This window comes from Arcticibacterium sp. GJ41-1 (genome assembly GCF_055808875.1).
Map to the genome: position 1 here is coordinate 2,585,948 of NZ_CM147888.1, position 13,761 is coordinate 2,599,708.

Sequence of the window (13,761 nt, forward strand, 5' to 3'; positions counted from 1 at the left end):
AGTATAAAAAGTTTATATGAAAGGGTAAATTAATTAAAATTAAATTTAGGCGAGCAATTTTGATTGGAACTAAATTAAACTGCATAGATGTTACATACCCGAACTCAAATTAATAACAAGAAATGGCAGGTAAAGCGATAGAAATAAACGACGCAAACTTCAAAGAATTAATAGCTTCAGAAAAACCAGTATTGGTTGATTTTTGGGCAGAATGGTGCGGACCTTGTAAAATGATTGGACCAGTAGTAGAAGAAATTGCTGGTGAATATGAAGGCCAAGCGGTAGTGGGTAAAATGGATGTAGATGCTAATAGTGCTACACCTATGGAATTCGGTATCCGTTCAATCCCTACTTTGATGATTTTCAAAAAAGGAGAAATGGTTGATAAAATTGTAGGAGCAGTTCCTAAGCATGTATTGACTCAGAAGTTAGAAGCTGCTATGTAATTAGCATCTTAAAAAATAGATAAAAGGCTCGCTTAATAAAAGCGAGCCTTTTTCATGTTTAAGAGGTTTATTTTAAACCTAAAAGCGGTTTGACTCCTTTGCTTAAAATAAGGTAACCTTGCTCATTTGGGTGAAGCCCATCAGAAAATAAGTCTTCCTTTATTTTTCCATTTTCCTGGACAAAACCTTGCCCTAAATCAGCATAGGCGACATTACTATCTCCGGCTAAAGCGGCAATAGAAACATTAAGCGTCACTATTCTCTCCTCATAATCTCTTCTTGGCAGTAAACCCATCAATCTAATATTAGCTTTAGGCTGTCTTTCTTTTATGGCGTCAATAAGCATTTTCAAACCAGCTATTATTTCTTCATTACTGTTAAGATGGATGTTATTTGTGCCAATCATCACCAAGATGTTTTCGGCATCAAAACCATCTAGTTCGCCATGATATACTCGCCATATTACGTTTTCAATTCTATCCCAACCATAAGCGTAATTTCTTAAGCCAGCAGGAGTGAAGGATTTTTCCCAAGAATTTTCTTCCCTGGCCATATTAGCACGAGGTATGCCACCCCAATAATGAACAATAGAGTTGGCTAATATGACTGATTTTGGAGTATCTGATTGACCTATTTCTAAGAGTTGGTTATGACGTTTTTCCCAATCATAATTGCCAGGCTCTCTATATTGTGTCACAGGAATGGTTGTGCTTACAATTCCTTTAGCCTCTTTTAAGATAGTCCTAAGTTTATTTTCATAGGCTTCTGCATAGTGCTGCATTCCTAAGTCACTCGGGTGGGTACCGTCTACCATGTCATCTATGCTCAGGTTTATTTCTTCTTTTGTTAGGTAATATAGGTTAGTTATTCCTTCAGATTTCAACTGAATAAAAGCCTCTTTCTGAACCTTATTGGCAGTTTCGTATTGGTCTTTTCTGTTTTCGCTCATGAGCGAATGAGTGTAGCCAGCATGTTCAACCACCAGAATAGGGGTGTTTGCATTTTTACTTCGAAGACCTTTTACAGCCGAAATGATTCTTTGCTTTAAGTCTTCAGCTTTATAAATGCCGCTTCTTTCCCAAGCATCAGGAATAAGATTAGGAAGGCAATCTAGCACCCAAACTTTAGCATCTATTTCTGTCATTAAATCTATGATGGGAGCATCTAGTCTACCATTTCCGCTAAAACCTAAATTGATAAGTGGCCTATCCATTTTTCTGCCTAAAATACTGGTCCAAGCCATTCCTGGTCGTGATGCACATGCACCTTGAGCTATGGAAGTACCATAAATCACAATTGGCTTTTCTTTTCTGGTTTCTAAGGGAGTGAAAATGGCATCGCTGTCAACCCCAATTTCTAACCAAGAAACTTCATTATAAAGAGGTAGGTAAAGTCGGTATTCTCTGCCCATTTTATGATAAGCATCGATTGGGTTCAGTCTGTTGAAGTCAAATTGACAAGTATCACCGAAACTTCTGTTGCCGGCACACCATAGTTCATTGCCGTCGGCATCAATGGCATATAAATCAACACCGCTTACGCCCGTAGCTGGCATGTGGTTTAGTTCAAAAACCTTTTCTCCTTTATGGCTTTTGGTGGTTCCGTAGCGTACTTTTATCTCGCTGGCGTTTGACCTAAACCGTATCATTAAGCCAGCCGACTGCTTTGATAAGTTCCAAATGGCATCACTCACCTCAGCTTCTGCTCGGGCAGGAAGCCTTGCGTAAGGCGTTGCTTTTTCATTCGGCCAAGCTTGGCCTTCTATGACATGGAAGCTATTGTTTACAGGATTCCACCAAGAAATGTTGTCTTTGTCTTGAGCGAAAGAGACAAAACTAAAAAGTGTATAAAACAGTATGAGTAGTTTCTTCATGAAGCTATTTTTCAATTGGGTTTAATATAGCTGCAAGATATAATTAATTAACAATTTGAATATCCTTTTATAGACATAATGAGACCATAGAGAGTAGGTTTATTGTCTAAAAGGATTTAATGAAAAATTCCTTTTTATCATTATCTAAATTTATTACTGGATTTTGTGAAGTTTCTTTTTTGTGGGGGCTCACTTTTAATAAAAAGGCCTTTGAAATTGAGAATATCCTAACATAGCTTTGATACTCAAATGGCAAAACTCATTAAATTTATTCTCCCTCTTTTAGTGCTTTTGCTAAGTGGATATAATTCATTTAGCGAAGAGGGTAATTTATGCCATCCTTCAGTCTCAAAAATTATTGCCTCTTCTCATCAAGATGAGCTCCTTAAAGTGGAGCCTTTTCAGAAGAAAGCTTTAGGGCATGAGTATTATGTAACAGATTCAGAAGAAGAGAAAGAGGAAGAGGTGACCTCTTTCCAAGAAGATACCCAGAGTGATTACTCTATTTCGGCTCTTTTTTCTGCTCCTTCCTTTAGTTTTCCAGCTGGTTCTATTTATAACGGGACTCCAGTTTGCGAAAGCCTTTCATCCAATAAGAGATACATTTTATTCGAGGTTTTTAGAATTTAGAAACTCTACACACAGGTAATCTAAAAGCCTGTAAATCTTCAAAAATAGCTTTGTCCTAGAAGTATTATGCTTTTTCGGATTCAGGAAGCTATTCAAACAATCTATATCTAACATTTTATCAGGACAAACTATGTCCTAAATCAAAACTAAATAGAAATGAATAAAATTTTCATGCTGTTTAGCTTGGGCACTATGCTGTGCCTTGCTAGCTGCGAGTCAGAAAAAGAAAAAGAACACGAAGTAGAAACTAACTTCTTGGTTACTAGTCCTATTCAAAAGGATACTACGATAATAAAGGATTACGTTAGTCAAATTCACTCCATTCAGCACATTGAGCTGAGAGCTCTAGAAAAGGGATATTTACAAAAAATTTATGTAGACGAAGGCCAGTATGTGAAAGAAGGGCAATTGATGTTTCAGATTATGCCTGCCATGTATAAGGCCGAACTTCAAAAAGCTACAGCAGAAACCAATTTTGCGGAAATAGAATATCAAAATACCAAGTCTTTGGCCGATAGCAATATTGTTTCTAAAAACGAATTGGCTTTAGCCAAAGCAAAACTTGATAAAGCTAAGGCAGAACAAGCTATGGCAGAGGTTCATTTGAGTTTTACTCAAATCAAAGCTCCTTTTAGTGGTATTATGGACCACTTTGAGGTAAGGCAAGGGAGTTTATTGGACGAAGGCGATTTACTTACCACCATGTCTGATAACAGTAAAATGTGGGTTTATTTCAATGTCCCTGAAGCAGAATATCTTGACTATAAGGCTAGTTTAGACAAATCAAGTATGCTTAAAGTGAATTTAATGATGGCTAACAATAAGCTATTTGATTACCCTGGAATAGTAGAGACCATAGAAGCAGACTTTAATAATGAAACAGGGAATATTGCTTTCAGAGCTACTTTCCCTAATCCAAAAGGGCTATTAAGACATGGTGAAACTGGTAATGTTCAGGTAAATCGCCCAATAAATAATGCATTACTTATTCCTCAAAAAGCAACTTTCGAGGTTTTGGATAAAAATTACGTCTATGTGGTTGATAAAGATAATATTATACGCTCGCGTCAAATTAAAGTTGCAGCAGAATTACCACATCTATATGCTATTTCGGAAGGTTTAGAAATAGGCGACAAGATACTCTTGGAGGGCTTACGTAAGGTGAAAGAAAACCAGAAGATAGAATATACATTCTTAAAGCCTGAAGTGGTGATTTCTGATTTAGGTCTGTATGCCGAATAATTAAAAATATAGAAAAGAATTATGTTTAGTAATATAATACACAGACCTGTATTGGCAATCGTAATTTCGGTTATCATTCTCTTTACAGGCTCTCTGGCAATAAAACAATTGCCAAAATCACAATTTCCGGAAATTGCACCAACCACTGTAAACATATTTATAGCTTATCCGGGTGCAAGTGCAGATATTTTGGTGAAATCAACTTTGATTACCCTAGAAAATGCCATTAACGGTGTTCAAGATGTACGATACATGGCCACAGATGCCACTAGTGCTGGTGAAGCTACCCTCAGGATTATTTTTGAACCCGGGACAGACCCCAATCTGGCGGTCATTAGGGTGAAAACGAGGGTTGACCAAGTGATGCCATTATTGCCAGAATTGGTTCAACGAGAAGGTGTCGTGATTACACCCATTCAACCTAGTATGTTGATGTACGTTAACCTTTATAGTACTGATAAAAATCTGGACGAAAAATTTCTGTACAACTATGCTAACGTCAATATGATTCCTGAAATAAACAGGATTCATGGTGTAGCAAGAACACAGATTTTGGGTAGCAGACAGTATGCCATGCGTGTATGGTTAAATCCTGACCGTATGCGTGCCTATAGTATTTCGGCAGAAGAGGTTATGGAGGCTCTTGCAGAGCAAAGTATCATTGGGCGTCCGGGCAGAATTGGGCAAAGTTCTGGTATAGCAGCTCAATCTTTAGAATATGTTTTGACATACAAAGGGAGACTCAATAAGCCTGAAGAATATGACAATGTTATAATCAGGGCCAACTCAGAGGGTGAAAGTATAAAACTGAAGGATATAGCAAAAGTAGAGCTGGGCAGTGAGTTTTTTGATATTTACTCTAATCTTGACGGGCATCCATCTGCGGCCATTGTTTTGAAACAAAACTTTGGAAGCAATGCCACGGAAGTAATAGCAGATGTGAAAAGTAAACTAGAGGAAATGAAAGAAATATTCCCTCCTGGTGTTGACTATAAAATCTCTTATGATGTGTCTAAGTTCTTAGATGCTTCCGTGGAGCAAGTAACTCATACCCTGCGTGATGCATTTATATTGGTAGCCTTAGTGGTGTTTGTTTTCTTAGGCGACTGGCGTTCTACTTTGATTCCAATCATTGCGGTGCCTGTTTCGCTTATCGGGGCATTCTTTGTCATGCAAATGTTTGGACTCTCCATAAATTTAATAACTCTTTTTGCCTTAGTACTTGCCATTGGTATTGTGGTAGATGATGCCATTGTGGTGGTGGAGGCCGTCCATGCCAAAATGGAAGAAGAACACCTTTCTCCTTATAACGCCGTTAAAAAAGTAATGGGCGAGATTAGTGGTGCCATTATCGCCATCACATTGGTTATGGTTTCGGTGTTTTTACCTATTGCTTTCATGTCTGGTCCGGTGGGTACATTTTACCGTCAGTTTTCTATTACTATGGCTAGTGCTATTATCCTTTCGGCTGTAGTGGCATTGACATTAACGCCGGTATTGTGCGGTATGATTTTGAAGAACAATCATGGTAAACCAAAGAAAAAGTCACCAATAGACTGGCTATTAGATAAGTTTAACAATGCTTTTGATAAACTAACAGGTAGGTATGTAAGTCTGTTAAAGGTAATTGTCAATAAGCGTTTACTCACATTTGTTATTCTTTTTGCCTTTGGTTTGGGAATAGTTTATGTCAATAAAGTGCTTCCTGCTGGTTTTATTCCTGGGGAAGACCAAGGTACTATTTATGCCATTATTCAAACACCTCCTGGTGCTACATTAGAGCGAACTAATAAGGTATCGCTTGAGCTTCAAAAAATCTGTGAAGATATTGAAGGAGTGGAATCTGTATCTTCATTGGCCGGATATGAAATCATGACAGAAGGTAGAGGGTCAAACGCAGGTACCTGTTTGATTAATCTTAAAACCTGGGATGAACGTGAGCATACGGTGCATGAGATTATTGAAGAACTAGAAGAGAAAACAAGAGACTTGGGTGCTATTGTTGAATACTTTGAGCCACCCGCTGTTCCTGGTTTTGGATCTTCTGGAGGTTTCTCTATGCGTCTTTTAGATAAAACTAATTCAACTGATTATCAGGAGTTTGATGTGATAAATAAAAACTTCATGGCGGAACTGGAAAAGCGTGAAGAACTAAGTGGCTTGTTTACTTTCTTTGCTGCCAATTATCCTCAATATGAGTTAGAGATTGACAATCAAACTGCGATGCAGAAGGGCGTTTCTATTGGCGATGCCATGGAAAACTTGAACATCTTGATTGGTAGTACCTATGAGCAAGGCTTCATTCGTTTTGGACGTTTCTTTAAAGTTTACGTGCAATCTTCTCCAGAATTCAGAAGGCTTCCTTCTGATATTTTGAACCTCTTTGTCAAAAATGACCATGGGGAAATGGTGCCTTATTCTTCTTTCATGAAAATAGTAAAGAAGCAGGGACCAAACGAGATTACGAGATATAATATGTATAACTCAGCTTCTATTCAGGGGCAGCCTGCCAAAGGATATACCACGGGTGATGCCATAGCGGCTATTAAAACAGTGGCCAAAGAAACACTACCAAAAGGTTATGATATAGCATGGGAAGGGCTTTCTTATGACGAGTCTAACCGCGGTAATGAGTCTATTTATGTATTCTTGGTGGTGTTGATTTTTGTGTATTTGGTGCTAGCAGCTCAGTATGAGAGCTTCTTATTACCACTAGCTGTTATTCTCTCACTTCCTATCGGAATATTCGGTTCGTTCCTTCTTTTAAAAATGATGGGTTTGGCAAATGATGTTTACGCCCAAGTTGGGCTTATTATGCTGGTTGGTTTGTTAGGAAAAAACGCCGTACTAATAGTAGAGTTTGCCGTTCAAAAACGACAGCAAGGAATGAGTGTTCTAGAGGCGGCTATTGAAGGAGCTAAAGTAAGATTTAGGCCTATTTTGATGACATCATTTGCTTTTGTGGCGGGTTTGATTCCGCTGGTGATGGCTCATGGTGCTGGTGCTATTGGTAATAAAACCATTGGTGGCTCAGCCATGGGTGGTATGCTTTTCGGAACGCTTATCGGAGTTATTATCATTCCAGGTTTGTATTACATTTTTGGCACTTTGGCCGATGGTAAACAGCTGATTAAGAATGAGGTTAATGAGTCATTGTCTGAAAATTTTGTGAGGTCAATGGAAGAGGAAAGTAAAATTTTGAGCAATATCCGTAAAGCCAATGCGAAGCTTAAAAAGCTGTTAGGTTTAACAAATAAAAAAGAGGAAGACAATGAGTAAAAGGTTAGTATATATTGGTTTAGCAAGTTTGTCTTTGGCATTTACGGCTTGTAAGACCCCACTTTTAATAGAAAAGAATGTCAATAAATCCGTACCTACAAGTTTTAATGACTCACAGGATACAGCAAACTCCGGGAAGCTTAAATGGCAAGAATACTTCCATGACGCTTACTTAACAGCCCTTGTTGATACGGCTTTAAATAATAATCAAGAGCTAAATATTATTTTGCAAGAGATAGAAATTTCCCAAAATGAAGTGATGGCTAGGAAAGGGGAGTACATGCCCTTTGTAGACATTAGCAGTGGAGCAGGTTTTGACAAAGTAGGGAGATATACCAGCAAAGGTTCTAGTGAGGCTACCACAGACATAAAACCGGGCAGAGAAACGCCAGACCCATTGCCAGACTTTGGCGTGGGTGCATATGCTACTTGGGAAGTGGATATTTGGCATAAGCTCCGTAATGCGAAAAAGGCCGCTTTAACGCGTTATTTGGCCAGTGTAGAAGGTAAAAACTTCATGGTGACTAACCTTATAGCCGAAATAGCAAACTCATATTATGAACTTCTCGCTTTAGATAATGAGCTTGAAATAGTTAGGCAGAATATTGAGATTCAGAATAATGCTCTTAAAATAGTTAGCATGCAAAAAGAAGCTACTCGTGTTACGGAGCTAGCGGTGCGAAAGTTTGAGGCAGAGGTTTTTAGTACTAAAAGTCTGCAGTTCAATATCATGCAGGAAATAGTAGAAACCGAGAATAGAATCAACTTTTTGGTAGGTAGATATCCTCAGCCTATTGAAAGAAATTCTACTGGTTTTAATGAGTTAACTACCGACGGAGTTCATGCCGGAATGCCATCTGAATTGCTGCAAAATCGTCCTGATATTAAGCAAGCAGAACTTCAACTGGCTGCTGCCAAACTGGATATCCAAGTGGCTAAGGCCAATTTCTATCCTTCATTGAGTATCTCTGCTAATTTGGGATTGCAGGCCTTTAATCCTTTATATTTAGCCAGAATTCCTCAGTCTTTGATGACTTCGCTGATAGGGGATATGGTGGGGCCGCTGGTCAATAAAAATGCCATTAAGGCCACTTATTATAATGCCAATGCTTCGCAAATTCAGGCTATTTATAATTACGAGAGAACGCTCCTTAAATCTTATATAGAAGTGGCAAATAAGCTATCAAAAATTGATAATCTGAAAAAGAGTTACGATTTGAAAGCTCAAGAGGTAGAAGCCTTAACACAGTCTATTGATATATCAAATAGGCTGTTTAGGTCTGCCAGAGCAGATTATATGGAAGTTTTATTAACTCAACGCGATGCCTTAGAATCTAAATTTGAATTAGTAGAAACCAAGAAACAACAGATGAATGCCTTTGTAAACATCTACCAAGCCTTAGGTGGTGGATGGGAATAAGGCATTACAGAACCTTACATTTCTGTTTAGTTTAGAGTGCAGTCTCCTTAGTCTTTGACTTTGGGGACTGTTTTGGTTTTATTATTAGGCTCATTTAGTTGAGGTTATATAATCATGTTGGATTATTATCAAAGCTTACAATCAAAGATTCATAACGGGGTGGCCTAGTCCGCCGTATACAGACGGGCACGCCAAGTGCCGTACGTACATTGGTGTGAGACCTGCCTGTCGGCAGACAGGGGCGTACTCCATCAGTTACAAAGGTGGAGCCGTCTACTCGATCGGCGGTAGTTTTTTTATTGATATTTTTCCAAAGCTTCTTTATAAATTGCTTCTGTTTCGTCCTTAAAGCGGTCTTTATTAATTAAGAACGTATTAAGCTTTTCATAAATACCTTTGTAGATTATTTGATGTGCTTTATTCGCCAAATTATTTTCATCATAAACGTCCATTTCAAAATCTTCTTCAATTGCGAAATCTAGAAGTTTAATTAAATCTTCTTTTTCTATTTTGTCAATTTCAGTCCAATTTTCCGGTTCCGCTTTATCTTTTAGGAAAAAGGCTTGATTATTATTAATCTTTAAGAATTTCATAATTCGTTATATTTCTTTGGTTATAAGCATCTTCTCCTGCTTCTAAACAGTTTAGAAGTACATCTAAGTTTTTAATTGTTTCTCCACCAACACTTTTTAATATTTTGCTAGTTGGATGACCAAAAAACACTTTGTAGTCTACATTTCCTGCATTAACAGTTTTTTGCGTAAATACAAGGTGATTAGGATTTATTGATGCTCCGATAGTACTGTTGTGAGTAACAACAATTACTGGAATTTCCTTTGATATTTCTTTAATTAATTCGTTTACTTCACTTTTAAGAAAAATATTATCAAAAGAAGATTCTGGCTCGTCAATCAATAACAAATCGTGTTTTAATGCGTCACTTATTTCGTGAAGTAAATTAAATTCAGAACGCTCTCCACCTGAAACTTCATAGCCGTGTTTATTTAATGTTCTGTAATCGATATCTACAAAATATTTATAGAATTCAGTTTCTGCAATTCCTACGTTTTGAAGAGAAATTAAAAATTTATATGGATACTCGTAATTATTGAACGCATCACTAAAACCAAAAGTAGTTTTACTTTTCTTTCTTAATTGTCCGGCTCCTGTATATTTTTTGGTTTTTGCTAAAACTTTAAAACCTCGTATTTCTTTACTATCAATAACTTTTTCTGATTGGACATTTTTAACCAACTGAATAAATTTTTGAACCTTAACTTTTTCTGATTGAATTTTTGAAAAATCTACTTCCTCAATTGATGTTGTTGTAGAACGAAACTTCAAACTATCTTTTATAGATTCTATTAAATTATTTGTCCAATCTTTTTTTAGATTTTGTTCATAAAGTTCATTGTACTTTTGAATTAGTTCAACAGCTAAATTCTTTAAACTAATATCTGTTGCGTGTTTATTGACTATGTCTTTATACTCGTTGGTTTCAAGTAAAGTTTCTGTAGCAGAAATTAGCTTTTTAAGATTTTCTAAACTATCAAGTGTGAATTTAGTTTCATTATACAATTTGCATTTAGAAAATGTATCTAAATTATTCGTTTCAGAAGCATATTTTTTTAGAGACTTCAAATATTTGTCGAGCGAAATTTCATTAGATTTTAAATCTATTTCATTTACGTCTAAAACAACATCTTTAAATTCTTTAAGATAGTTTTCAGTAACCAAACTGTGTCTTGTTGTAACTAATTTTTTGAAATTCTCTTTATCATTTTGTAGTAAAGAAAATTGTCTTAAGTATTTTACGTTATCAAAATTTTCGCAAATTTTGTCGAGTGTATATGTTTTACCAGAAGAACGACCTCCAACGATTACGTTTAAACTTGTTGACAACATAATTCCATCATCAGTCGCTTGAAAAAAGTCATTTCCATCTTCTTCTGAAAGAAAGACTTTAGTTTTATCATATAAACAACCTTTTATAGCATTTAGTGTTGTGTCCTCAACATCAACATAAGTTTGTCTTGTTGGATATGAAGGCATATTTTCAACAAATCTGCAATCACTAAAAATTAGAGGTGTAAGTTTGTCAACTTCTTTTATGCAAGTTTTAAATTTTCTTAAACTAGTTACTTCTCCTGCAATGATGTTATCTCCTAATTTTTCTAAGGTGATGGGTTTAATGTTTGGCTTTTTATCATAGTGAGGAATTAAAAGGTAATCTTTCAGATTTGGAAAAATATCAATTAATTGCTCATAATTTATAGAATCGTCTTTGGTAGGAATAAGGTCTTTTACTTTCTTACATTTTAAAGCAAAATCATCAAGAATATCATTTTCAGATATTAATAATAAATGACCTCCTTCTAAATCAATTTCGATTCCAGGGAAAACTTTAATTTCAAGTTTTCTACATATTTCTTCAAATTGGTTTTTGTCAAACAAATTGTGATTAGTAATAGCGATACAATCAATTTTAAGAAGATTTACATATTCTTGGAGTGATTCTATGTCAAATTCAAAATGTCTGTCGCTTACAGATTGAACGGTGTGAATATGGAAATCAATTTTTTTCAATTATGTATGTTTTTTAAATTATTGCCAACATTAGTATAGATCCACTTTATTAACACGAGGTGCGTCTATATCGCTAATAACGCTTCTTATCGGGTAAGTGACACCGTCTAATAAGTGAAGTTCTAGAAATTAATGCGTACTGCCAAAAGCATTTATTTTTCGGTAATGAGGAGTGTGTGAGTTTATTGTTTTTTTTTAGAAAGATATCTTCCGATAAAAGACTACTATCAGGCTTGAAATTTAAGGTTAGGTGGATACGAAAGTATGTTGGAATATTACCATCGCTTACAGCCAGAGATTCAAAACGGGCACGCCTAGTCTGCCGGATGTAGGCCGCACTGGAATTGCCACAATGGAATTGTGGTGTGACCAGGCTGACGTACCAGAGCCCCAGCCAATTATGTTCTATTGATGGGTCGGGCTACTCGATTCTATGGCGTTTTCATTTCTATTTTTCATTAACCCAATAAGTAATACGGTTACGTATGCCCATAATATCCAAGCTCCGAGTACAATAGCTTGTTCAATTGTTAATTTCGGAAAAACGATATTATGAAATTTCAGACAGGCAACATCACAAATCATTCCTGGTATTGTCATTAAGACTGTGCTTTGAAGTCTGTTTTTTCCTGTTAATTTATATCTATTAAACACCCATTTTACCAAAAGATACAATATTGGGATTGTTCCTAAAAAGAAGCCCGTTAAAAGAAAAGTGTTTTCTATAATAAAGAAAGAATTCCCCCACATTCTAAAGATTAAAGTTGCTACCAACCAAACGGAAAATCCAAATATTAAACTGAAATTTTGATAATTCATAACTCTTTTTTTTAGTACGAAGCAAAATTATCTATCATCTTTTAGAAAGAAATTGACTTAAGTTAAGAAGTCTTTCTACTAATCCGTTTTCTTATCCTACTCAAACTTTCTGCTTTTATACCTATGTAACTAGCTAAGTGATAAAGTGGAACTCTCTGGAGTAATTCAGGATGGTTTTTCAGCAAACTTTGGTACCGTAATTCAGGATTAGAAATAATGTAAGATGATAAAATCTCTTGATAATTAGCTAATTCTTGTTCTAAAGAAATTCGAGCAAATTTTTCTAATTTTGGAAATTTCATCAATAACTCTCTTTCAACATCATATGGTATTTCTGCTAAAACACAATCTTCTATACACTCTAAATTATGATTTGAAGGAATCTTTGTAGTAAAACTTCGCATTGAGGATATAAAACGATTTTCAGTATAAAAAAATGTTGTTTTATCTTCCCCATCAACGAGGTAGTACAGCCTCACACATCCTTTTATATTAAAATAGGATACCTTAGAAACATCCCCCTCTCTTAAAAGTACATCTCCTGCCTTATAATTCTTAATGTGGATTCGGTATGAAAGGGCTTTAATTTCCTTTTCATCAAGTTGAATGAACTTTGATATATATTCAATTAACTGATTTGTCATTTTTTTTCAATGGCATAGAACATTAGTATAGAACCACTTTATTAACAAAAGGTGCATCTATATCGCTTATATATTCACTTGTAAATGCTTTTTATCGGGTAAGTGCCACCTCTAATAAGTGAAGTTCCAGAAATTAATGCGTACTGCCAAAAGCATTTATTTTTCGGTCATGAATAGCGATTGAGTTTATTGTTTTTTTAGAAAGATATCTTCCGATAAAAGACAACCATCACACTTGAAATTTAAGGTTAAGAGTTTATGTAAGTATGCTGGATTATTATCAACACTTGCAACCAGAGATTTAAAACGGGGACACCTAGTCTGCCGGACGTAGGCCACAATGGAATTGCCGCAATGGAATTGTGGTCTGACCGGGCTGGTGTACCAGAGGTGTACTCCATCAGTTCTAACTGATGGAGCCGTCTACTCAATGTGTGCTGTGTAGTTTAATTAAAGATGGAGGTAGGCCCTCCGGTAAGGGAATTCAGGTTCACTTATCAAACGACTTCTGTGATGTGCCAGAGGTAACTTTGGTGCATGAAGCGACAGAAGAAAAGGCCGAAAAATCGGTCATGTAAGGGTAGGAGAGATGAGCGAAAGCGAACCTTTCGATGAAGTGGCGAAAAGACCAAGTAGTTGTCAAAATTAGAGATATATCGAGGTCTCGAAGATAAGTGTAAAAGTTACCTGATTACTGATTACATGGCAACCGTCATTAAGGAGGCATGACTTCTACCTAGGCTTTAATTAAGAACCACAGGAAGCCTGCTGCAAATACGAAAAGGAAAACACAAGCGGAAAATATCTGCAAGGTGATTACTA

The 13,761-nt window shown here is 36.2% G+C and carries 11 protein-coding genes; 6 read left to right on the plus strand and 5 right to left on the minus strand.

Annotated features, from left to right (window positions below; genetic code table 11):
- Positions 1–122 precede the first annotated feature (122 nt).
- Positions 123–446, plus strand: coding sequence for a thioredoxin (trxA, locus tag AC0L6O_RS10615; RefSeq protein ID WP_111370274.1), 324 nt, complete (start codon positions 123–125; stop codon positions 444–446).
- A 67-nt stretch (positions 447–513) separates the two neighbouring features.
- On the opposite strand, the gene AC0L6O_RS10620 is transcribed toward trxA, so the two are convergent.
- Complete coding sequence (locus tag AC0L6O_RS10620) at positions 514–2,319, minus strand: SGNH/GDSL hydrolase family protein (protein WP_473308417.1); 1,806 nt, start codon at positions 2,317–2,319, stop codon at positions 514–516.
- Positions 2,320–2,568: 249 nt separating this feature from the next.
- Here AC0L6O_RS10620 and AC0L6O_RS10625 point away from each other — a divergent pair, with 249 nt between their 5' ends.
- The 4 genes from AC0L6O_RS10625 to AC0L6O_RS10640 all read left to right on the plus strand — a co-directional run bounded on the left by AC0L6O_RS10625 (position 2,569) and on the right by AC0L6O_RS10640 (position 8,890).
- A complete protein-coding gene (locus tag AC0L6O_RS10625; protein WP_473308418.1) occupies positions 2,569–2,949 on the plus strand; it encodes a hypothetical protein in 381 nt (126 codons plus the stop codon).
- 156 nt (positions 2,950–3,105) lie between these two features.
- Positions 3,106–4,191, plus strand: coding sequence for an efflux RND transporter periplasmic adaptor subunit (locus tag AC0L6O_RS10630; RefSeq protein WP_473308419.1), 1,086 nt, complete (start codon positions 3,106–3,108; stop codon positions 4,189–4,191).
- Positions 4,192–4,212: 21 nt separating this feature from the next.
- The gene (locus AC0L6O_RS10635; RefSeq protein WP_473308420.1) at positions 4,213–7,470 is read left to right on the plus strand and encodes an efflux RND transporter permease subunit; all 3,258 of its coding nucleotides are present in this window, start codon (positions 4,213–4,215) and stop codon (positions 7,468–7,470) included.
- A complete protein-coding gene (locus AC0L6O_RS10640) occupies positions 7,463–8,890 on the plus strand; it encodes a TolC family protein (RefSeq protein ID WP_473308421.1) in 1,428 nt (475 codons plus the stop codon). Before AC0L6O_RS10635 ends, AC0L6O_RS10640 begins: the two co-directional genes overlap by 8 nt.
- A gap of 296 nt (positions 8,891–9,186) precedes the next feature.
- On the opposite strand, the gene AC0L6O_RS10645 is transcribed toward AC0L6O_RS10640, so the two are convergent.
- From AC0L6O_RS10645 to AC0L6O_RS10660, 4 genes are all read right to left on the minus strand, one after another.
- Positions 9,187–9,483, minus strand: coding sequence for a hypothetical protein (locus tag AC0L6O_RS10645; protein ID WP_473308422.1), 297 nt, complete (start codon positions 9,481–9,483; stop codon positions 9,187–9,189).
- Positions 9,464–11,476 (minus strand): PHP domain-containing protein, encoded by a 2,013-nt coding sequence (locus AC0L6O_RS10650; protein WP_473308423.1) that lies wholly within the window; start codon positions 11,474–11,476, stop codon positions 9,464–9,466. Before AC0L6O_RS10650 ends, AC0L6O_RS10645 begins: the two co-directional genes overlap by 20 nt.
- Positions 11,477–11,881: 405 nt before the next feature.
- Positions 11,882–12,295, minus strand: a complete 414-nt coding sequence (locus AC0L6O_RS10655) for a DUF5367 domain-containing protein (protein WP_473308424.1) — start codon at positions 12,293–12,295, stop codon at positions 11,882–11,884.
- 62 nt (positions 12,296–12,357) lie between these two features.
- Positions 12,358–12,939: a Crp/Fnr family transcriptional regulator gene (locus tag AC0L6O_RS10660; protein ID WP_473308425.1), complete on the minus strand. Its 582-nt coding sequence runs from the start codon at positions 12,937–12,939 to the stop codon at positions 12,358–12,360.
- A gap of 413 nt (positions 12,940–13,352) precedes the next feature.
- Between AC0L6O_RS10660 and AC0L6O_RS10665 the strand changes: the two genes are divergently transcribed.
- The gene (locus AC0L6O_RS10665) at positions 13,353–13,517 is read left to right on the plus strand and encodes a hypothetical protein (RefSeq protein WP_473308426.1); all 165 of its coding nucleotides are present in this window, start codon (positions 13,353–13,355) and stop codon (positions 13,515–13,517) included.
- Positions 13,518–13,761: the final 244 nt, after the last annotated feature.